We start from the raw sequence: 21,418 nt of genomic DNA, 5'->3' as shown, positions 1-21,418 counted from the left end.
CCGCGAAGACGTCAGCACAGGCACCACAAGACCTGATCCTCGCCGATTCACCCTGCAAATCCCGCAGTTATTTCCCCGCAGTGCCACTAGAATGCTCCCCAACGGGCCACTGCCAACGGAATCGCCATGCTGCTTCACTCGCCGCTGTATTCGCAACGTTCGCTGGTCCTCACGCTGATCGCGCTGCTGGGCGCAGGTTTTCTCGCCACGTCATTTCTCAGCTACTACGCCTCGCGCGCCTCGATCCGCGACAACATCGTCAACACCGAGCTGCCGCTGACTTCGGACACGGTCTACTCGGAAATCCAGAAAGACCTCGTCAGACCGATCCTGATTTCCTCGATGATGTCCCGCGACACCTTCATGCGTGATTGGGTGGTCAACGGCGAACACGACCCCGACCAGATGACCCGCTACCTCAACGAGGTCATGACCCACTACGGCGCCTACACCGCATTTTTCGTCTCCAACGGCACGCTCACCTACTACCACGCCAAAGGCGTGCTCAAACAGGTCAAGGTCACTGAGCCGCGCGATGCCTGGTATTTCCGTGTGCGTGACATGGCTGCCCCTTACGAGATCAACGTCGACCCGGACCTGGCCAACAAGGACAACCTGACGTTCTTCATCAACTACAAGGTCTACGACTACAACAACCGTTTCATCGGCGCGGCAGGCGTTGGTCTGACCGTCGATGCGGTGATCAAGCTGATCGACAAGTATCAACAGCGCTATCAACGTAGCGTGTATTTCGTCGACAGCTTCGGCCGATTGGTGCTTACCGGTGCCGAGGGTGGCCCGCAGGGCGCGCATATCGGCCAGAAACTCAACGACCTGGAAAGCATGAAAGGCCTGGTCAACCAGCTGCCCAAGCCCCACAGCGGCAGCTACGAATATTCCGTCCAGGGCCAGGGCCATTTCCTCAACGTGCGCTTCATTCCGGAACTGAACTGGTACCTGTTCGTCGACAAACGCGAAGACGGCGCCCTCAGCGAAATCCGCCAGTCGCTGTACCTCAACTTGCTGATCTGCCTGCTCGTGACCCTGACTGTGCTGGCCCTGCTCAATCGGGTGATCAAGCGTTATCAGGGCAAGATCCAGGCGCAGGCGACCCTCGACAGCCTGACCGAACTGCCGAACCGTCGCGGCTTCGATCTACTGGCCGCACAAGCCATGCACGAAGCCCAACGCGAACCGAAACCGCTGACCGCGCTGCTGCTGGATCTGGACCACTTCAAGGCCTTGAACGACACCTACGGTCACCTCGCCGGCGATCAGGTGCTGATCGGCTTCGCAAGGGATCTGGAGAGTTGCCTGCGCCATTCCGACATCGTCTGCCGTTGGGGCGGCGAAGAATTCATCGTGCTGCTCAAGGACACGGACGGTGAGACCGGTCTGATGATTGCCGAGAAAATTCGTCAGCATGTCGAAGAACAGCTTTATGCCTACAACGGTCACACCTTGCATCTGACGGTCAGCATTGGCTTGACCACGCTGCAACCGGATGACACCTTGCACACCCTGCTCTCCCGCGCCGATCATGCGATGTATCGGGCCAAGCAATCCGGCCGTAACCGTACCTGCGCGGAAATGCCTCACACCAGTTATGCATAGTCCTACATGAACAAGCCTGAATTCTGCCCGGCCTGCGGCGCCTCCAACGACTGCACCCTGGCCGACCCGCGAACCGCCGATCGGGCCTGCTGGTGCTACGGCGTCAGCATCGACCCGGCGGTGCTCGAAGCACTGCCGCCCGAACTGCGCGACAAATCCTGCCTGTGCCCGCGCTGCGCGCAGGTCGAGGCGCAGTTGTAAGCATCCTTGTGGCCGATCACGTAAGATGCGCGGCCCGTTTCCTGCCGATCTCACTTCATGCGCGTTGACCGTTTCCTCAGCAACCTGCCCCGCTTCAACCGTAAGCAGGTTCGCCTGTTGCTGGTGGAAAAGCGCGTGCGGGTCGACGGAAAAATCGTCAGCGACCCTCACACCGAGGTGCTGGAGTTCAGCCGCGTCGAAGTCGATCAAGAAGTGCTGCAACTCGGCAAACCCGCCCGCTACTTCATGCTGCACAAGCCCCCCGGTTGCGTCAGCGCCACCCGCGATCCGGAGCACCCGACGGTCCTTGATCTGTTCGACGAGCCGGACAAGGAAGACCTGCACATCGCCGGCCGCCTGGACTTCAACACCACCGGCCTGATGCTGATCACCAACGACGGCAGCTGGTCGAGACGCCTGACCCAGCCGCAGACCAAATTGCCCAAGGTCTACTACGTCGAGACCGAGCAAGACATCGGCCCGGAATATGCTTTGAAATTCAGCGAAGGCCTGTACTTCGCCTTCGAAGACCTCACCACGCTGCCGGCCGAACTGGCGCTGCTCGGGCCGAAGTCAGCGCGGCTGAGCATCGTCGAAGGTCGTTATCACCAGGTGAAGCGGATGTTCGGCCACTTCGACAACAAAGTGCTGCGCCTGCACCGCGAACGCATGGGTCCGCTGGTGCTCGACAGCACGTTGAAACCGGGCGAATACCGCCCTTTGAGCGATGAAGAGATCGGATTGATCTAAGCAGCCTACCGCTCAGCAGAAGTTGTCGAACAATTTACGAATGGCACTTGCGCGATGCCAACTCCCCTGCTTGAATCAGGTCGTCAGCCGAAATGTGACTGACGAGTCACAACATACGTCTAAGAAACTTTTTGTCGGTTAGAGAACCTCAAGGTTCCGCCTCAGACCGACAGACTGCCCGCCAATAACAACACCCGTCGACCGGACTGCAATGGATCGACATGGGCCTTCAAATTCCAGGCATATGCCTACCTGTCACAAAGCTCGTGCAATCTCATTTGCGCGCATACCCGCTTGCCAGGAGTCTTATGACATGAGGCCAGAAATCGCTGTGCTGGATATACAAGGTCAGTATCGGGTTTACACGGAGTTCTATCGCGCAGACGCCGCAGAGAAGACCATTATCTTGGTCAACGGCTCGATGGCCACGACTGCGTCGTTTGCACAAACCGTGAAAAACCTCCACCCGCAGTTCAATGTGGTCTGCTACGACCAGCCCTACGCGGGCAAGTCAAAAGCCCACAACCTGCATGAAAAATTGCTGACCAAGGAAGTCGAAGGGCAGATCCTCCTGGAGCTGATCGACCACTTCGCCGCCGAACACGTGCTGTCGTTTTCCTGGGGTGGCGCCGCGACCCTGGTCGCCCTCGCCCAACAACCGCGACGGATCGAAAAAGCCGTGATCAGCTCGTTCTCCCCGGAGATCAACGCGCACATGCTCGACTACCTCGAGCGCGGCGTCGACTACCTTGGCAGCCGTGACGGCGACCGGGTCGGCAACCTGGTGAACAGCACCATCGGCAAACACCTGCCGACCCTGTTCAAGCGCTTCAACTACCGTCACGTCAGCAGCCTGGCCGATCATGAATACGGGCAGATGCACTTCCACATCAGCGACCTGCTGCACAGCGACCGCCAGTGCTTCTTCAAGGCGGCCGAGAAAATCAACGTGCCGGTGCTGTTCATGAACGGCGAATGGGACGAATACACCGCCGCCGATGGCGCGCGATTGTTCGCCAACCACGTGCAACACGCCACGTTCACGACGCTGGATGCGACGGGCCACTTTCTCGACATGGAACACAAAGCCGCCTGCCGAGACAGTCGCAATGCGTTGCTGGGTTTCCTGAAACCTGAGCAACAGGCAAGCCGACCGCGTTACCACTACGTCCAGGACCAACATGCATTGTCCATTTGAAACAGCGTCATCGCGAGCAAGCTTCGCCCTATAGCGTTAACGCCAATCTGTAGGAGCGAGGCTTGCCCGCGAACGACCGCCACCCGGTCCGATGTCTTGTTTCACCTGTGCCAAAGCCCTCACGCGCAAAGAAAAACTTCATTTTCATGCGCACATCTGGTACAAAGTCAGCCGCTCTGAGCGGGTGTCGTATAATGGCATTACTCCAGCTTCCCAAGCTGATAACGAGGGTTCGATTCCCTTCACCCGCTCCACTATTTTCAAGGCCTCCAGCCTACCCCGCGTCAACAAGGTATCTGTTTCTGTTTTTTCAGAACACGAACAAACTAAAAACAGATACCAGTGCTTAGTCGACTTAGACCTATTGCGCCCCTCCTGCACGCTGGCAACTGGCCAACACACCACTATTCGCATGCCACCCACAGCTGATCAGGCTTAGTCATATAACTCTGGTTCATCATCTCCCATCCCATGCCCAGGCATGACCCCGCGAACATCCGCGCGGGCTATTTTCCAGCACAAGTCTGATACAGTCGCCCTCGTTAAATTCGTTGACAGGGAGTCAAGCATGGCAAAGCCAGCTGCACGAATCACCGACCCAACCAGTTGCCCCATACCTGGGCACGGCTCCAAAGCTATCGCCTCCGGCTCTCCTGATGTGTTCTTCGACGGCCTTGCAGCCGCTCGCAAAGGGGACACGTGTACTTGCGGTAGTGCGTTAGCCTCGGAAGTGTCCGGCACAGTGTTTATCAACGGCAAAAACGCCGCATTGGTCGGCACTGTCGGAACCCATGGCGACGTCGTAATCGGCGGTTCGGGTACGGTCATCATCGGAAGCTCCCACACCCCTGCCCCCTTTACTCCGCCTACGCCCATGGTCATTCACGGGAACTGGATCGGTTTTAAGATTTCCGCAGAAGAAAGCTACAAAGGATTTGCTTGCACGGCTCACTTTGACGATGGGTCTTCTATGCCCGGCGTCTTTGACGCAAACAACTCGGTCAAATTTTCCAACCCCACCGGAAAGGCATGCCATACCTTGGTATTTGCCCAACACGAGAACACCTGCACAACCGCAGGTATCGACGGACTGCTGAACGATATTTTGGGATAAGGATATTCTCGTGACGGAACCGAACCTGGTAACCGGAAGTTATGTTGTAAAAAGTGAACATACGCTCGACCGATCCCCCCTTGAGATGGCGGTTGCAGGCATGGAGGGGGCGGCCAGTCGTTTTTCCATCGATGCCATAAAGGACGAACGCGTCCGCGCAAGCTACGAGGGCAATATTCGACGAATGTCACAGCAGATATTCGCCGAGGTGCGGGCCGGCAACATAAGCGTTGAGGACGCGACAAAGTTCAGCAATGAGATGCGCAACAAAATCATGCTCGAACACCGCAAGCTGACCTCTGCGCAGGGCCTGGCCATCGTGCAAAAAAAGAAGAAAACCGGGAAAACACACAGCGAAATCCTGAACGAAAAATCTCAAACCCAGTTCAACAAAAATTACGAACAACTTTCAAAGGCCCAACAAAAAGAAGTCCTGTACAAAGCGCTGGAGCGGTCCGGAAGTGCCAATGCCAAGTTCACCTCTGGCACCAAAATCATGTCTGTTATGGGCAAGGTTGGCATCATCATGACAGCGGTGCTGGCCACTTACCAAATACTGAACGCAGACGACAAGGCCAAGGAAACGGCTCGTCAAGCCACGATCCTGGGTGGTGGTGCGGCGGGTGGATTTCTGGCGGGTTTGGGCATATCCGCACTTTGTGGTCCTGGAGCTCCGGCTTGCGCCATAGCCGTTGTTCTCATCGGTAGCATTGCTGGTGGCATTGCAGGCGGGGTCGCGGCTGATACGTTCGACGCAGAGCTAGAGGAGCTGGCCCATTGGGACATATTCTGACCCCCGCGGAACGAGCCAGCATCCAGATCGCGCTGGCAGAGGCTTTTGTAGACAGCACTGTCGACTACGCCTCTATTGCAGAACGAATCCGGGGCTATGACCCAAAGGTCGTTGAAGACATCTTGTACTCAGAGGTCGCGCCTGTGTGTTTCAGCAACCTTGAAACGCCCGTCCCTCCTGTTTGGACTGGTTTTCAGGATGAATGGTTACTAGATGAAATAGCCAAAGAACTCAAAGCGCGAGAAAACAGTTGGCTGCGACGTAGCTTCGACCTGTTAAAAGTTACATGGCTACGCTACAGCTACGGTTACATTTGGAAGGAGCTCATGAAATTTAATCAATTCCAGTAGCCCACCTGCACCAGCTTCCCTAGCTGATAACGAGGGTTCGATTCCCTTCACCCGCTCAAATCGAATTTATGTCTCACGTCAGGATGGTTTTGACGGGGGATGCAGAAACAAAAAAAACCGGTCCAAGTGACCGGTTTTTTTGTGCCCGGAATCTGGAGTCCCGCGAGACTGCCGCAAGGCCAGGCGACCCCATGCCCCTACCCTGCCCGCACGCCATGCAGTGCTATACTTTTCTTGGCTTGAACGAAGTGAGAAGCGTTGCCCACGGGTACCGATACCGACTGCAAATTCCGGCAAACAGCTGCAAGACAGAGGAGGTCTACGGCAAGCACGGGATGGGAGGTGTGGCATGAATCGACACTATTACATCAGTGACAATCTCGACGACCTTGAAGCCGTTGAAAATGAACTGGAAGCCAACGGCATCAATTCCGAACAAATCCATGTGCTCAGCGAACATGTGGCTGATGTTGAACAACATCACCTGCACGAGATCAACTCGTTGATGGAGCAGGATGTCGTTCACTCTGGCGAAATCGGTGCGGTGATCGGTTTGCCACTCGCCGCGTTGGTCCTTGGCGGCGCCTACTGGCTGGGCTGGACCGAATCCGTCGCAGGCTGGATGCCTTTTATCTTTCTCGCCGTTGTTATATTCGGCTTCTGCATCTGGGAAGGCGGTTTTTTTGGTATTCAGGTGCCAAACGCTCACTTCCGCAGTTTTAAACAGGTGGTAGAAGAGGGAAAACACATTTTCTTTGTGGACGTCGAGCCGAATCAAGAACCGGTATTGGACGGAGTTATCGAACACCATCCACTGCTGAAGATTGCCGGTACGGGCACGGCAGCCCCTCACTGGACAGTCGCCTGGCTGCACAGGTGGCATCAGTTCAAACGAACGATATAACGGCATTGGTTGCCAATCAGTCCCCGGAGGCTCAAGGTCGTCCGGGCGTTTCCTATTGACCGAAGAAAATCACCCGGCTGAGAAACACATAGTCCGCCTCGGTGGCCATCAGTCCGACAAGCACCAGCAAACACAACGGTGGCACCAGGATGGCGTAGACCATGGCCAATCGTTCCCAGGCCATGTGCATGAAGATGGAGACGATCAGACCGGCCTTCAGCAACATGAAGGTGATGATCAGGGCCCAGCGAAGGTAGCCGTGGAAGTGAAAGTAATCGACCAGGTACGACAGGGTACTGAGGACGAATAACAGCCCCCAGATTTTCAGGTACAGGCTGATCGGATGTTGCTGACCTTGAGCATGCGCCATCATCAGTGCTCCTCTGCGGATCCTGCTCTCCCCTTCATGAACAGCGTCCCGGACTTACCATAAATAGAAAAACGCAAAAATAAACACCCACACCAAATCCACGAAGTGCCAGTACAGCCCGGCTATCTCGACGTTTTGATAGTTTCCGGAGCGCTCATAATCTCCCCGCAATACTTTCCTCGCCACGATGCTGAGGTAGAGGGCGCCGATGGACACGTGCAGGCCGTGAAAACCGGTAATCATGAAAAAGCTGGCGCCAAATTGCGCCGCTCCCATGGGGTTCCCCCAGGGACGTACCCCTTCTGCGATGAGCTTGCTCCATTCAAATGCCTGCATGCCGACGAAGGTCACGCCCAAGGCAGCGGTCGCCAACATCAGGGCGGTGGTTTTCGCGCGATCACGGCGATAGGCATAGTTCACGGCCATGGCCATGGTGCCGCTGCTGCTGATCAGCACAAACGTCATGATGGCGATCAGAATCAGCGGGATTTCTCGACCGCCGATGGTCAAGGCGAACACTTCACTGGGGTTTGGCCAGGCCGTGGTGATGGTCATGCGAACCGACATGTAGCCGGTCAAGAAACAGGTGAATATAAACGTGTCGCTGAGCAGGAATATCCACATCATCGCCTTGCCCCAAGGGACCTGCTTGAAAGCCTCCTTGTCCGAGGCCCAGTCATTGGCGATGCCTTGCCATCCTGGTGCAGACGGCGAGCCGAGGGGATTGGATGAACTTTCGCCTGGAGCTTGTGGATGCGATGCCATGGCTGATCACCTCAAGCCGCAGAGTCTGGCGATGGCTTCATAAGTCTGTGGCGTGCTGGTCAGCAAAGCGAATAACACAATCCACAGACCCAATAAGTAATGCCAGTAGATGGCACAGAGTTCGACGCTGGCGCTGAGTTGCGGCAACGGCACGCGACTCAGGAATCTGGCGACGGTCCTGCCCCAGGCAAACAAACCGCCCAGCAGGTGGAGCCCGTGCACACCGGTCAACAGGTAGAAGAAGCTATTGGCCGGGTTGCTGGCGACAAAGTAGCCCCAGGCGACAAACTGCTGCCAGACCCAGAACTGCCCCGCCAGAAACGCAATTGCAAATACGCCTCCCACTACAAAGCCAATGACCGTTGCGTTCAGCCGGGCCTGGCGAGCGGCCATGCGCGCCCACTGCAACGCGATGCAACTCAACACCAGAAATGCCGAATTCACCCAGAGTTGCCATGGATTGGCTAACGGCGCCAAGGGCTCTGTCAGCGGTAGCCAGTCGGACATTTGTGAACGGGCGATAAAGGCCAACAGAAAGAGAAAAAACAACGAACTCACCACGACCAGAAACAGGCGCAGGCCTATTTTTGCGGTCTGGTTTCGATTGGCACCTTCAGCGGACTGAATCCCTTCGGGATCACGGCTCCAGCTGCCGTTGGGGTCCGCGCCATCGGCGTTTTTCAACAGCAGTCTGTTCATGTTTTAACGTCCGCAGCCCGGGTTCCGGCACTGAGCTGCCGCATCTGTTCCAGCTCCTCGGCGGAGATTGTTTGCGGCACGAAATCCTGTTCAATCCCCGGAACGCTGTAGTCATAGGCCCAACGATGCACGACCGGCAGCTTCGCGCCCCAGTTACCGTGTATCGGCGGAGTGTTCGGCGTTTGCCATTCCAGGCTGGCCGCGCCCCACGGGTTGCCGCCGGCGGGCTTGCCCTTGAATGTGCTCCAGGCCAGGTTGAACACAAACAGCAGCTGGGAAACGCCGACGGTCAAGGCCACCACCGTAATGAAAGCATTCAACTCTTGCGCCGACTGCGGGATGAACGCGTAGTTGTCATAAGCGTAATAACGCCGCGGCATGCCCTGGAAACCCAGGTAGTGCATGGGGAAGAAGATGGCGTAGGTGCCCAGGAAAGTAATCCAGAAATGCAACTTGCCCAGCGTGTCATTCAACAGGCGCCCGGTAACTTTCGGGAACCAGTGATAAATGCCGCCAAACACCACCAGTACCGGCGCGACGCCCATGACCATATGGAAATGGGCGACGACGAAATAGGTGTCCGAGAGCGGAATGTCCACGATCACATTGCCGAGAAACAACCCGGTCAGGCCACCGACCAGGAAGGTAACGATAAAGGCCAGGGCAAACAGCATCGGCACGGTCAGATGAATGTCGCCGTGCCAAAGGGTCAGCACCCAGTTGTAGACTTTCAGTGCGGTCGGCACCGCGATGATCAAGGTGGTGACGGCGAAGAAAAAACCAAAGTACGGGTTCATTCCGCTGACATACATATGGTGCGCCCAGACCACAAAGCTGAGCACGCCAATCGCGATAATGGCCCACACCATCATTCGGTAACCGAAGATGTTTTTCCGCGCATGGGTGCTGATCAGGTCCGAGACCAGGCCAAACGCCGGGAGCGCAACGATGTAGACCTCCGGGTGGCCAAAGAACCAGAACAGGTGCTGGAACAAGATGGGGCTGCCCCCTTGATGATCGAGTTGCTGCCCCAGCGAGATGATCGCCGGCATAAAGAAACTGGTGCCCAACAGTTTGTCGAACAGCATCATGACGGCGCTGACAAACAACGCCGGGAACGCCAGCAAGGCCATGATCGAGGCCATGAAGATTCCCCACACCGAGAGCGGCATGCGAAACAACGTCATGCCGTGGGTGCGCGCCTGCAACACCGTGGTGACGTAGTTCAGCCCGCCCATGGTGGCGGCAACAATAAAAATCGCCAGAGAGACGAGCATCAGGACGATGCCCCACTCGACCCCCGGTGTCCCCTGAGTAATGGACTGTGGCGGATAGAGCGTCCAGCCCGAACCGGTGGGGCCGCCCGGGACAAAGAAACTGGAGAGCAACACCACGACTGCCAGCAGGTAAAACCAGTAGCTGAGCATGTTGACGTAGGGGAAGACCATGTCGCGGGCGCCCACCATCAGCGGGATCAGGTAGTTGCCGAAGCCCCCCAGAAACAAGGCCGTCAGCAAATAAATAACCATGATCATGCCGTGCATGGTCATCGCCTGGTAATAAGCACTGGCGTCCATGAACGCCAAACTGCCGGGGAAGCCAATCTGCATGCGCATCAAGCCGGACAGCACCACGGCGATAAGACCCACGAACAGCGCCGTCAAGGAATATTGAACGGCAATGACCTTGTGGTCCTGACTCCAGATATATTTGGTCAGGAAACTTTTCGGCTCGTGCAGTGCCTCTGTTTCGGCTTGCTCCGCATAGGCCATCACGTCATCCTCCGGCCGAAGTTTCAGTGTGTTTCTGGCGGCTTTACGGCGACTTCCCTGGCTCAGCCTTGCTCGATTCAGCGTCAGCATTCGCTTTGGATTTGATAAAAGCGATCAGGGCGTTCAGCTCCTTGTCGCTCGGCGTGAAGGGCGGCATAACGGCTGCGTAGCCCTTGACGATTTTGGCAGCGGGATTGAGAACCGACTCTTTCAAATAGTCCTCATCTACCTTGATGCTCTTACCGTCGGCAAGGGTTTCTGCCTTGCCATACAGGCCCTGCCAACCGGGGCCGATACCCTTGCTGCCATCAACACTGTGGCAGGCCAGACAACCGAGCGACTGCGCCAGCCGCTGTCCCTGTGCCACCAGGTCGTCACCTGAACCCGACACGTCGCCGGTAGACGGTTCTTCGGCTGGCTGCCCGGCACCCAGCGATTTGATCAGGGCGATGAGAGCAGCCAATTCATCATCCTTGAGAGTATAGGCCACCATCACCGGCGGGTAGCCTTGCACCAGGCGGGCCTTCGGATCGAGGATCGACTCTTTGAGGTAAGCCTCATCGACCTGCACGCTGCTGCCATCGGCGAGTTGTTCGGTGCGGCCGTACAAGCCCTTCCATCCCGGGCCGAGACTGGCACTGCCATCCTGGCTATGGCAGGCATGGCAGCCGTATTGCTCGACCAGCTGGCGGCCTTTTTCCAGCACGCTGTCCCGACCGGGCCTGGCGGCAGTGGTCAATGTCTGCGCAAAGGTCGGTTGGCTGCCCAGCCATTGAGCGAAGGCGGCCTGGTCTACCACGATCATATTGCCGCGCATGTTGTAATGACCGACGCCGCAATACTCGGCACACAGCACTTCATACTTACCCATGACAGTTGGCGTAAACCAGAAGTACGACACCATTCCCGGCACCATGTCCATCTTGCTGCGAATCTGCGGTATATAAAAATTGTGCAGAACATCTTTGGAGCGCAACAAGACTTTCACTGGTTGATCGACCGGCAGACGAACTTCATTACTTCTGACTATTACATCGTCCTGTCCAACAGGGTCCTTGGGATCAAGACCAAGTGGATTGACCGAATCAACAAGCTTGATATCCGACTTCCCCAACTTCCCGTCCTGACCCGGAAAACGAAAAGCCCATTGCCATTGCTGGGCGACCACCTCTAGTTCATACGCATTTTTTGGCACCCGGATGAAATCGTTATAAACAACAAGACCTGGCGCCAACATCCCGGCAATCCCGATCGACGTCACGACAATCAGCCAGAATTCCAACCTTTTATTTTCTGGCTGGTAGGCGGCCCTGACGCCCTCCTTGTGACGGAAACGCATGACGGCCACCGCCATGAACACGGTGATGGCGATGAAAAATATCCCGCTGATGACCAGCGTGATGAACAGCGTGGTGTCTATTGAACCCCAGTTGGAAGCGGGTGGTGCCGCATGCCAGGGCGCTAATAAATGGAAGAGCACGGATGCAATAACGATCAGGACAAGAATAATTGCCATTGCCATTTTGCCTTCTTCCTATTCCTGTCACTCATTGGCATGCATAAGCATCCCCACAGAACAGCAGCGTCTAATCACGACTCATCCGACGCCAAAACAGGCTGATCCAATACCACCTTTCGTCGTGGCAAAGTTCGCTGGAAGTATAGTTCATGGGCGCTACAGACGCTGTTGCTACAAGGCCTGCGCATCTGGATATTCCAACCTGGGCATCAAGCTGATTACTTAAAATCCATTCGCTATATCTAACTGTCTCTATTCAGTAACACCCCTCAGACTAAAAAGGCGAGCAGAGACATCGAGTAAGCGAAACGCGGTGGCCAGCTATAATTAGTATCTGTGTTACGCAGTCAGGGATCGGCTGAAAATGCCACTGAAGACGGTCCTTGCCGGGTATAGCGGTCAGACCCATGACGGCTAAGAGCTACAACGTCCAGCCGTCCACAACGGAGATTTCGTCATGAGTGCCTTGACGATCGAAGGCTGGTGCAAATTCAACGGCGCGCAAAAATCGACCCCAATAGGTGAAATCCATTTTTACGTCGATGGCCCCCTCCACCGGGGCTTGGAGGACGCTGAAGAACGCTTGCAGAAGACCCATGAAAAGGAAGCCATGGTTGACGTCGACATGGACACCCTGGAGTTGATCTTGCCAGGGGGGTACGGGCCTTTGTCCGACTGCCAGATGCGCGTCTATATCCACAACGAGCGCGGCCAGTTTCATCTGGTGGGACATCGAGCGAGCGATGGCTGCCTGATCTACAGCAACGCGGTTTTGATTGATCAGTTGATTGATTAGCGGCTAAGGGATTTTCGGTCCTCAAATGCGCGGAAGGGGCGGACGGAAAGAGTGGCGTCTGCCCTGTTTCATCAACGCGTCGCGACGATAAGGTGTCGGGTGGGGCATAGGAATAAATTAACGTTTTCACATAAAGTCGATGCTTTGTTAGCGTTTTTCTCGGGCCAGTAAAGGTTTTTTATGGGCGGGACTTGTTGGGACACTGACACTTCATCCTGAACGGCCAATCAACACCTGAAAAACCAGGGGTCAAGTACACGAATACTGGTGGCCAAAAAGTGGCCAATAGCTGAATAGGCAAGGTCCTACACGACTCTGGGAATTGTCCGTAGACTTGTCCATTGCTGTGCCTTTGTCATGAGACCTATAGTCCGAACGCGCCCAAATGGCGTATTGGGTTTGGCGACTCGATGACTGGCACAAAAGCCTCCGAGGATTTCTCGGAGCGCTTTTGAATGCACTTGGCTGCCTTGTTTTTGGTAGCTGTGCGTGGGAGACCCCAGGGTCTGCCGGTTTTGCCGTGTCCCGGTTCGCCAACCCGCGTACAGTTACCACCCTATTGTTTGGCGACGATTGAGTGGTAGGTCTTCCCTTAGATATGGTGATCACTCATGAATGAATACATGGCTTTAACCAGCAACGCCGACGACCTCCCCACGTTCTACGTAAACACCACCCAACCACTGCATTCCCTACTCAGCTCCGCCCGCTACAGAATCGGCGCGGTAACGCAGGTCCTGGAAAACCTCGCGATGCGCGGTGAAATCATTACCGACTCGGTGATTCTCAGCGACTTCGCACTGCTCTGCTCCATACCGCTGCGCGATGGCTGCGATGTGATGGATGTCATTGCGCGACGTATGGATACGGAAAAGTAGTGCCGTGATTTGAGGGCGTCTTTCGAGGCGCTCTCCGCATTTAACCGCCCCACGTATAGTTTCCGTATAGATCCCCGCCCCCCAGTAAAGAAGCCGTAGCGCCCCCTCAAACCCGACAAAAAACCACCTACCCTGCCCTCTCACCTTTCACGCAGAGATCAGCATGGACAATTCAGAGTTGGGGCTCATGATCATTTCAATGATCGGGTTATTCGGCTTTGCGTCGTTTCTTTTCGATTACTTGAGCACCAAGCGAAGGGACAGATGACGTTCCGCGTTATCCGTCCCTTTTCCGCACTTAGCGGGTCGCGACGATGAACAATCGCGGGAACGGCAGCAGCACCGAACCATCGCTCAGCGTCGGGTACGCCTGCTCGATAGCGGCGTGATATTGCTTGAGGTATTGCGCCTTTTCCGCGTCATCCAGCGGTTCGAGAAACGGCCGCAAGCCGCTGCCCTTGAACCACTCGACCACGCCCGACGCGCCGCCCGCCAGCGGATGATGGTAGGTGGTGCGCCACACATCGACGCGCGCGCAGTGCGGTCGCAGCATCGAGTAATAGTCGCTGGCACTGGCCATTTCCGTGCGTTGCCCGGCGGCGTCCGCCAATTTGCTGGCCCACGGGCCATTGGCAGCGACGTCACGCATCAGGCGATGGGACGGTTCGTTGAGGTTGTCGGGCATCTGAATCGCCAGGCTGCCACCGGGAGAAAGCTTGCTCACCAGAGCCGGCAGCAAATTCGCGTGATCGGGCAGCCACTGCAACACCGCGTTGGCGAAGATCACGTCGAACGGACCGCTCTCGTTCCAGGTGCCAATATCCACGGTGTCGAACTGCACCTGCGGCAAGCGCTTGCGGGCGGCTTCGATCATGTCGGTCGAACTGTCGACGCCGCGCACCGTGGCGCTGGTGAAGCGTTCCAACAACAGCTCGGTCGAGTTGCCGGGGCCGCAACCGATGTCGATGGCCGAGCGTGCTTCAACGGGCGGGATCGCCGCGAGCAGATCCCGGGCCGGGCGCGTGCGTTCATCTTCAAAAGCGACGTATTGCTTGGCGGACCAACTCATTGCGTTCTCCTGTCGAATCGTTGTCCGGGCGTGGGCCGACAACCGGTTCGCTACGATACCTCGCCCCACGCATCCCTCCCTACCCGACTTTTGGATGTTCGAAGGATATGCAGGTCGTTTCTTATCGCCAAATGATCAGAATTCATAACCAGATCGACCGTTCGTCGAGCTATCAGCAAAGCAGTTTTGACAGCCTGAATTTCACTTCTATAGTCCAATCGCGGCCCGTCGGAAGGAACCCGAACCCGTTGGTTTGTACTCAAGGAGCAAGGCCAGCTCATGCCCGTGACAGGTGGGTTCCGTCCGTAGTGTTTGCGCAACGACCGCAAGGCAAGCAAGCGTTGTTGAGCCTGGAAAGATGCCAGGCATTCACTATGAACAAGGAGTTTCACTATGTCTCGAGTCACGGATGTACTGGTTTCCATCGACACCGAAACCATTCTGAAAAACTACCCGAACATCAGCAAAAACCCTGCTGCGCCGACACTGATCGACGTCAATCACGTGTACATGGTGACCAACCAGAACAACGTGGTGAGCGGCCAGGCCGGTGGCGAACTCAACTTGAAAGCCCAGGTGGGCGACCTGATTCGCTGGCGTGAAACCAGCCTGTCGCAGAGCTTCGAGACCGCGGTGATTTTCTATAAATTCATCGGCAATGTCGGCCTTGACTTGATCTCCACACCCACGCCACGCAAGGCTACTGCCTGCGTAGCCGTGCCCAACACCAGCAATCCATCAGTGCCCAGCTGCCAGAAAGTCGATAACCATTACTGGTCTTCGGAAACCCTGTCCAGCGGCAGCGTGACGTATCACTTCCACTTCCTGATCGTGGATCGCGAGTGCAAGATCGTCGGCTGCTGTTCGTGGGACCCGTTCATCACCATCCGCAACTGACGAGCGTCAGGCCCCTTGGCAACGAGGGGCTTTTGCTGACTGCGTTGCCGCCTCGACAGGAACGGAATGCCTTGCATAAACCGAAGCGGCTACCGTCAAGTGTCACCATCATGAAAGGAATCCATGATGACTTCCGAACCGATCAAATCTCCTTCCTCAAGCGTCGCGACTGCCAACAATGTGTTGCTGATCGTCGATGCCGAATCACTGCTTCTACGCTACCCGGCCCCGAGTCTTGAGGCGGACAATCCGACACCCATTTCCGATGGATTCGTCTTCAGCATCAACGGATCGTCAGAACCACAAAGTACAACAAATGACAGCATAATCACGTTGACCGCTGGCAGCGATGCGACTTTCCATATCCGTGGAAGAACCGTCAGCTTGCTCGCTGAGCACAGCGTAGTGTTTTACGAGATATCTGTTGGTGATGCCGGCGTATTGTCGGCGCCGGAACTGGTGGTGCGGGGCGACCTGACAGTGCCGGCACCCGACACTGAAAACCCGACTGAACCGGGTACTCACCAAGCCGATGATCATTATTGGGCATGCACCCGACTCGCCGCCGGAGTTGAGGCGTGTGAGCTGCATTTCATGCTGGTTGATAAAAACTGCGAGGCATTGGGGTATTTCAGTTGGGCGGTTGAGGTGAGGCTTTCGGACTGAAAAAATATCAAAAAAAACCGACCTTAAGGGCCGGTTTTTTTTCGCAATCAGCAGGCTAATCGTAATACCCAACCGTCTTCTTCAAATGATCCGAATATTCGTAGATGTCATCAACAGAGTTAATTGCATGCCGGGTTTCATTCTTCTCTTCGTCAAATATGCCGATGTACTTCTGTGAGCGATTGAAGTGCAGACGGCAGATCGGTTTGCGGTTGTTGTCGTCCAGCAGGATGCCGAAGTAACTCTGGGTATCGCGCTGAACAATCCGCTTGGCATCCACGACTGAGCGGACCACGGCGCGGACGATGTGATAACCCTCCAGCTCCTCCAAAGTTGTCAGAACCTTGTCTTCTGACTCGTCTCGTAGATCCGGTTGCTCAGCATCACCGGAAGAAACCGGTAAAGAAGCAAGCGTGGGCTGAATGGCTCCGCTCATGGCCGACTTGAGCCGGTCATTGATCTGGTCATTGAGAAATTGCACCACAGCCTTTCTCGTCAGCTCATGGAACTGCTCACGGACTTTTTGAGTAATCACCCCGTCGTAGACCCGCGAAGCGAACACTTTCACAAAATCGTCGTCTGGCTTGCTGACCTGAGAAGCGATGACTTTTTTGATTTGGCTGACGTACTTCAACTCACCGGCAGCGCTGATGATCGAATCCACATCGAACGCTGATTTGGTGAGTTTTATCAATTCGGGGACGGAATACTCGTCGATATCCAGGAGATCGAGCTCTAGAAACGGCTTCTCATCCATTTTGTTGGGCGCGTCCAGGTCAGTGAAAAACTTGTAGACCTGTCCGTTGGTGAGGATAGATATACGAGCGCTGGTGACATGGAAGTAACGAAACAGTTGGGAGGCATGATTGATGTGTAGCGGCTCACCTATTTTCTTGCACTCGATCAGGATCTGCACCTCGCCAGCCTTCATGATTGCGTAGTCAATTTTTTCTCCCTTCTTCGTTCCGATATCGCAGACGAATTCGGGAGTCACCTCGGTCGGATCGAAGACATCGTAGCCGAGCACCGTGCTGATAAAGGGCATGACAAAAGCGTTCTTCGTCGCCTCCTCCGTCTGAATTGCAGCGCTCTGTAAGCGGACTTTGGCGGCTAAACTTGCTAACTTTTCGAAAAATTCCATGCGTAACCCCTTCCTGGTTTCGATCCGTGTGTTTGCATGCTGGCAAATTGACTGCCATTGATACTAGACACAAACCGGCACAAAGAAAGATTCCGCCCAGGAATAGCGAACAACCTCCCCCGCCCTCATGGAATCCGAACAGGTAATCAGAATTTTCATCCCGCCCGCGCTGTCACCAATTCAGACGCATTCCTATAAGGGACACGGCAATGAAGTTCGCAAAAACTCGCAGAAGCTGCGTCGAGGCTATCGCTCCATGAGCGCAAACGAGGTGCAGGGATTGGTGAGCAAGGGCAAGCACAAACAGGATTTGAACGACTGTTGAGTGCGCGGGGCAATTCAGTCGCGAAAGCGGTGTGCCTGGCACACCGCGGCGGTTGGATCGCCAGCAAGCCGGCTCCTACAGAAAGCGCGTCAGCAATCTGCTTGCAGCGCCCTGGCCATTTGCAGGTGGTTCTGCAGTTTGGGTAGGGTTTCTTCAGCGAAGGCTTTGATTTCCGGTATGTCGGTGGTCTGCGCCTCCTGCTCCAGTTGTTCGATGGCTTCCTGCGTGGTTTTCACCTGGCTCGCGGCATAAGCCTGATCAAAGGACGCACCCTCCTGCACTTGCGGCATCAAGGCTTTGGCCTTGTCGACCACCTCTTCCCGTGGCGCTACCGGCAGATCCAGTTGCCTGGCGATTTTCGCCAGGTGCTGGTTCGCAGTGGTGCGGTCGTTGATGACGATGATGGTGAAGTCCTTGATCTCTTTGGATTCGGATTTCTGGTGCGCCAGGCGACTGGCTTCGATGTCGGCCATGCCTTTGGCCGAGGCATCGTCGATGAATTCGGCGGGGGACTGGGCAAAGGCACTGCTGGCACACAGGCCCAGTAACGTGGCAAATCCGGTGCTGCATAATCGGGTGGCCATCTGGCTCATGGTCGCGCCCTCCTCTCTATAAATTCAAACGGGAGCTTTCGCTCCCGCCTCTCAATCAAAACCACTTTCACCACTACTTGGATTTCTGGCCACCTTTGCGGCCCATGTCGGGTTTCAAAGGTTCTTTATCGACAGTCGTGGTGGTCGTTTTCCCACCTTTGCGACCGGCTTCAGACGCCTTCGTTCGATCGTTGGCGAAACTTCCCGAGTTCGAGTTTCTTGAGTTAGGCATGATTCTCTACCTCTTGGTGATGATCGCAGCGAGCAGGAGCCCGCATAGGATCTGAATTTCCATCACCGCAAAGGTTTAAAAAAAAACGGGATCGACGCGACGAACGGTGCCGTGGTTTTCAGGCCCCGAGTCGCAGGTGATGCTGGCGTTTGGCTGTGTACATCGCCTCGTCGGCATGGCGGAACAGTTGCTTTTCTTCCGTGCCATGCTCGGGAAAATGTGCGACGCCGATGCTCAATTGAATGTTCAGGCTGTGCCCATCCAGCCGCAGCGGTTGCGCGAGGATATGACGGATTTTGCCCGCCACGCTGTCGGCATCTTCCGAGGCCTGAATGGTGTGCAGCAGCACCACGAACTCATCGCCGCCGATGCGCGCCACGGTGTCGGTTTCCCGCACGCAGCCTTTCAGGCGATTGGCGACCGCTTGCAGCAGCATGTCGCCGACTGCATGGCCGTGGGTGTCGTTGACTTCCTTGAAGCGGTCGAGGTCGACGTACAACAGCGCCATGCGCCCGCTTTCCGACTTGGCCAGTGCCAGCGAGGCTTTCAGCCGGTCCCGGAGCAACTCGCGATTGGGCAGTTGGGTCAGTTGATCGTATTGGGCCATGCGCTGCAGCCGGGCATGCAACTGCTTGCGCTCGATGGCGGTGGCGACCTGGGCACACACGAACTGCAACAGTTCCTTGTCTTGCTCGGTGTAACGCTCGCCGCCCGCCACACTTTTGACGATCAGCGCGCCGATGGTGCCTTTCTGGGAGTTCAACGGCACGCCCAGCCAGCATGGCGAATGCTGGCCCGTGACCAGCGCCTCGAATCCAGCGGGGGTGTTTTCCTGATTCGGGGTCAGCAGGATCGGTTGACCGCTGCGTATCACTTCGGCACACAAGCGTCCGGTCACCGTTCCAGGCTGTTCGGGTTGCTGCTCGTTGTCGTCGACGTGGTAAGGGAAATTGAGCTGCGCGCAATGCTCGTCATACAGCGCCACGGAGAAGTTCAGTGCCGGCAGCCATTCACCGATGATCAGGTGGATGCGTTTGAACAACGCCAACAAATCTTCCGCCGCGTGGGCCGCTTCGGAAATCGCGTACAGCGCCGCTTGTCGGGACTCGGCCTGCTTGCGTTCGGTGATGTCACGGGCCACGGCGATGCGCAGTTGATCGACTTCCGACCAGCGTGCGGACCACAGGATATGCACCACCCGGCCATCCTTGCGCACGTAGCGGTTTTCGAAGTTGAGTTTGGGGTCGCCGCCCATGATCTCCCGCGCGGCGTCGAGGGTGCGCTGGCGGTCGGCGGGATGCACCAGTTCGATCATCGGCTGGCCGACCAACTCGTCAGGCGTGTAGCCGAAAATGCGCTCGCAGGCCGCGCTGACAAAAACGAAGCGACCCTGTTTATCGACCGCGCAAACGGCGTCCAGCAGTAGATCGATGTAACTCGCCGACGGCGCGGAATTTCTGGTTGCCATGGTGCAGAGAGCATGTCCGAACAATGCAGCAATAAAGAACCATCCCTGACCAGTGATGATGCCGCTGACGCGTCCCTGCGATCAGTTTCAAGCCTTGTTCGGCATCAGCCCCGGCAAGGCATGCACCAGGGCGTTGATGGCGAAACCGATAAACATCACCCCGCACAACCGGGTGATCGCCAGTTCATGCCGTTGATACAGGCTGCGCACCTGCCGTGCACCGACGATGCCAATGAGGATAGCGTAGGCGATCAAACCGCCAACGAAGCTCAGAACGATCAGCCAGGGCAGCATCGACCAATGCAGCAGTTCCGCACGGCTGGACAGCAACGCCGTAAAAGTCGCCACCGCCACCGGATAGGCTTTCGGATTAGTCAGACCGAACAGAATGCCGTGCCAGAACGGCTGCCGTGCCGGGCCTTGCGGCACTTCGGCGCTGCTGCGTTTGGCCCGCACTGCGCGCAAACCGAGCCAGAACAGATAGAGCCCGCTGAGCACGCCCAACACGTCAAACGCGGTGCTGCCGATTTCCCGCGCACCGACAATCGCGATCAGCGCGGTGCTGCACCAGACCACGTCCCCGAGCAAATGCCCGCACAAAAAGCCTGCCCCTGCCCTTCGCCCACGCGCTGCACCAATACCGAACACCGCCAAAACGCCGGGCCCGGGCGTGATGCCGTAGATAAAGCCCGAGGCGAGAACGGCCATGAGCAGCGATGGGGTCATCGGGAAATCCTTTTGTACTATCCGGTGAATGGGCGCAAGTCTATATCAGGTCCCGGGGAATCGACTGACTGATCGTCGAAGAACTTCATTCCTGCGTACGGCCCCTGACGACAGGCGGCCAATCGCGACGCCAGGTCGCCGACATGGGCTTCGAGCTGGTGGCCGTCGGGGTCGAGGAAGTAGAACGACGCGCCTTCGCTGCGGTTTTCGCGCCATTCGCGGACGTTGGCGGCACGAAGGTGCTCGACGAATGGCAGGAAGCCAGATGCGCTGATGCTGAAGGCGTAATGGGTGTAGTCGGTGGCGGGTTCGGCGTTGCGCAGGGGATCGAGGGAAAGGCACAACCACAGGCCGGGTAGCGAAAGATAGGCGCCGGAGTCCCATGTGGCTTCGAGCTTAAGTTGCAGGAGGTCGTGATAGAACGCCACGCTGCGGTTGAGGTCGGTGACGGCGAGGGTCAGGTGGTTGAGGCCGGTTAGCAATCTGATTACCTCGAACGTCGGAAGATAGGCTGTGCAATATCTCCTCCTCAATCCGCTCATACAACCCGTTCAACGTCTGATCCAGGACCAGATCCC

The 21,418-nt window shown here is 56.4% G+C and carries 24 protein-coding genes and 1 tRNA gene; 13 read left to right on the top strand and 12 right to left on the bottom strand.

Translation table 11 applies throughout. From position 1 onward, the window contains the following. Nucleotides 1–126: 126 nt before the first annotated feature. The 9 genes from KGA97_RS15455 (at nt 127) to KGA97_RS15415 (ending at nt 6,924) form a co-directional block, all read left to right on the top strand. Entirely contained in the window at nt 127–1,614 is a 1,488-nt protein-coding gene (locus tag KGA97_RS15455) for a sensor domain-containing diguanylate cyclase (RefSeq protein ID WP_008036200.1), read from the top strand. A 6-nt stretch (nt 1,615–1,620) separates the two neighbouring features. After that, nucleotides 1,621–1,815: a cysteine-rich CWC family protein gene (locus KGA97_RS15450; RefSeq protein WP_008025763.1), complete on the top strand. Its 195-nt coding sequence runs from the start codon at nt 1,621–1,623 to the stop codon at nt 1,813–1,815. A 57-nt stretch (nt 1,816–1,872) separates the two neighbouring features. Further along, nucleotides 1,873–2,565, top strand: a complete 693-nt coding sequence (locus KGA97_RS15445) for a pseudouridine synthase (protein ID WP_008025762.1) — start codon at nt 1,873–1,875, stop codon at nt 2,563–2,565. Between the two features lie 313 nt (nt 2,566–2,878). Beyond that, nucleotides 2,879–3,763, top strand: a complete 885-nt coding sequence (locus KGA97_RS15440; RefSeq protein ID WP_223481031.1) for an alpha/beta fold hydrolase — start codon at nt 2,879–2,881, stop codon at nt 3,761–3,763. 180 nt (nt 3,764–3,943) lie between these two features. Continuing rightward, nucleotides 3,944–4,017, top strand: a tRNA-Gly gene (locus KGA97_RS15435). Nucleotides 4,018–4,331: 314 nt separating this feature from the next. Beyond that, a complete protein-coding gene (locus KGA97_RS15430; protein WP_207286108.1) occupies nt 4,332–4,877 on the top strand; it encodes a PAAR domain-containing protein in 546 nt (181 codons plus the stop codon). 10 nt (nt 4,878–4,887) lie between these two features. Next, nucleotides 4,888–5,670, top strand: coding sequence for a hypothetical protein (locus KGA97_RS15425; protein ID WP_008036197.1), 783 nt, complete (start codon nt 4,888–4,890; stop codon nt 5,668–5,670). Beyond that, the gene (locus tag KGA97_RS15420) at nt 5,655–6,020 is read left to right on the top strand and encodes a hypothetical protein (RefSeq protein ID WP_008036195.1); all 366 of its coding nucleotides are present in this window, start codon (nt 5,655–5,657) and stop codon (nt 6,018–6,020) included. The genes KGA97_RS15425 and KGA97_RS15420 overlap by 16 nt, the downstream gene beginning before the upstream one ends. Before the next feature lie 349 nt (nt 6,021–6,369). Then, nucleotides 6,370–6,924 (top strand): magnesium transporter, encoded by a 555-nt coding sequence (locus KGA97_RS15415; protein WP_192228681.1) that lies wholly within the window; start codon nt 6,370–6,372, stop codon nt 6,922–6,924. A 52-nt stretch (nt 6,925–6,976) separates the two neighbouring features. Here the strand turns inward: KGA97_RS15415 and KGA97_RS15410 are convergent, their stop codons facing one another. The 5 genes from KGA97_RS15410 to KGA97_RS15390 are packed head-to-tail and all read right to left on the bottom strand — an operon-like array spanning nt 6,977 to nt 12,052. Next, nucleotides 6,977–7,294: a cytochrome C oxidase subunit IV family protein gene (locus tag KGA97_RS15410; RefSeq protein ID WP_007988247.1), complete on the bottom strand. Its 318-nt coding sequence runs from the start codon at nt 7,292–7,294 to the stop codon at nt 6,977–6,979. A gap of 54 nt (nt 7,295–7,348) precedes the next feature. Further along, on the bottom strand, nt 7,349–8,059 hold the full coding sequence (locus KGA97_RS15405; RefSeq protein ID WP_008036192.1) for a heme-copper oxidase subunit III family protein: 711 nt from the start codon (nt 8,057–8,059) through the stop codon (nt 7,349–7,351). 6 nt (nt 8,060–8,065) lie between these two features. Continuing rightward, the gene (locus KGA97_RS15400; protein WP_008036190.1) at nt 8,066–8,758 is read right to left on the bottom strand and encodes a cytochrome c oxidase subunit 3; all 693 of its coding nucleotides are present in this window, start codon (nt 8,756–8,758) and stop codon (nt 8,066–8,068) included. Then, nucleotides 8,755–10,530: a cytochrome c oxidase subunit I gene (ctaD, locus tag KGA97_RS15395; RefSeq protein WP_223416129.1), complete on the bottom strand. Its 1,776-nt coding sequence runs from the start codon at nt 10,528–10,530 to the stop codon at nt 8,755–8,757. The genes KGA97_RS15400 and ctaD overlap by 4 nt, the downstream gene beginning before the upstream one ends. Nucleotides 10,531–10,573: 43 nt before the next feature. Further along, nucleotides 10,574–12,052 carry a cytochrome c oxidase subunit II gene (locus KGA97_RS15390; protein WP_223481030.1) on the bottom strand — a complete coding sequence of 493 codons (1,479 nt, stop codon included), beginning with the start codon at nt 12,050–12,052 and terminating at the stop codon, nt 10,574–10,576. Nucleotides 12,053–12,506: 454 nt separating this feature from the next. Here KGA97_RS15390 and KGA97_RS15385 point away from each other — a divergent pair, with 454 nt between their 5' ends. Further along, the gene (locus tag KGA97_RS15385) at nt 12,507–12,845 is read left to right on the top strand and encodes a hypothetical protein (RefSeq protein WP_223481029.1); all 339 of its coding nucleotides are present in this window, start codon (nt 12,507–12,509) and stop codon (nt 12,843–12,845) included. Nucleotides 12,846–13,456: 611 nt separating this feature from the next. Further along, complete coding sequence (locus tag KGA97_RS15380) at nt 13,457–13,723, top strand: short-chain dehydrogenase (protein WP_223481028.1); 267 nt, start codon at nt 13,457–13,459, stop codon at nt 13,721–13,723. Between the two features lie 298 nt (nt 13,724–14,021). Here the strand turns inward: KGA97_RS15380 and tam are convergent, their stop codons facing one another. Next, the gene (tam, locus tag KGA97_RS15375; RefSeq protein ID WP_223481027.1) at nt 14,022–14,792 is read right to left on the bottom strand and encodes a trans-aconitate 2-methyltransferase; all 771 of its coding nucleotides are present in this window, start codon (nt 14,790–14,792) and stop codon (nt 14,022–14,024) included. Nucleotides 14,793–15,185: 393 nt separating this feature from the next. On the opposite strand from tam, the gene KGA97_RS15370 reads away from it, so the two are divergent. Together KGA97_RS15370 and KGA97_RS15365 are read left to right on the top strand one after the other, a co-directional pair. Continuing rightward, a complete protein-coding gene (locus KGA97_RS15370; RefSeq protein WP_008036175.1) occupies nt 15,186–15,689 on the top strand; it encodes an inclusion body family protein in 504 nt (167 codons plus the stop codon). A 126-nt stretch (nt 15,690–15,815) separates the two neighbouring features. After that, nucleotides 15,816–16,355, top strand: a complete 540-nt coding sequence (locus KGA97_RS15365) for an AidA/PixA family protein (protein WP_223481035.1) — start codon at nt 15,816–15,818, stop codon at nt 16,353–16,355. 55 nt (nt 16,356–16,410) lie between these two features. On the opposite strand, the gene KGA97_RS15360 is transcribed toward KGA97_RS15365, so the two are convergent. From KGA97_RS15360 to fos, 6 genes are all read right to left on the bottom strand, one after another. Continuing rightward, nucleotides 16,411–17,496 (bottom strand): type I restriction endonuclease, encoded by a 1,086-nt coding sequence (locus KGA97_RS15360; protein WP_223481026.1) that lies wholly within the window; start codon nt 17,494–17,496, stop codon nt 16,411–16,413. Between the two features lie 414 nt (nt 17,497–17,910). Beyond that, complete coding sequence (locus KGA97_RS15355; protein WP_223481025.1) at nt 17,911–18,414, bottom strand: DUF4142 domain-containing protein; 504 nt, start codon at nt 18,412–18,414, stop codon at nt 17,911–17,913. 73 nt (nt 18,415–18,487) lie between these two features. Then, the gene (locus tag KGA97_RS15350; protein ID WP_008025734.1) at nt 18,488–18,646 is read right to left on the bottom strand and encodes a KGG domain-containing protein; all 159 of its coding nucleotides are present in this window, start codon (nt 18,644–18,646) and stop codon (nt 18,488–18,490) included. Between the two features lie 118 nt (nt 18,647–18,764). Beyond that, entirely contained in the window at nt 18,765–20,114 is a 1,350-nt protein-coding gene (locus KGA97_RS15345; RefSeq protein ID WP_008036168.1) for a bifunctional diguanylate cyclase/phosphodiesterase, read from the bottom strand. Nucleotides 20,115–20,201: 87 nt separating this feature from the next. Further along, a complete protein-coding gene (locus tag KGA97_RS15340; protein ID WP_192420580.1) occupies nt 20,202–20,840 on the bottom strand; it encodes a LysE family translocator in 639 nt (212 codons plus the stop codon). Nucleotides 20,841–20,857: 17 nt separating this feature from the next. Continuing rightward, nucleotides 20,858–21,322, bottom strand: coding sequence for a fosfomycin resistance glutathione transferase (fos, locus tag KGA97_RS15335; protein WP_223481024.1), 465 nt, complete (start codon nt 21,320–21,322; stop codon nt 20,858–20,860). Between the last annotated feature and the right edge of the window lie 96 nt (nt 21,323–21,418).

The sequence above is a fragment of the Pseudomonas sp. BF-B-15 genome (assembly GCF_019946675.1).
Classification (GTDB): Bacteria; Pseudomonadota; Gammaproteobacteria; order Pseudomonadales; family Pseudomonadaceae; genus Aquipseudomonas; species Aquipseudomonas migulae.
This window is presented reverse-complemented; position numbering and strand designations above follow the sequence as displayed.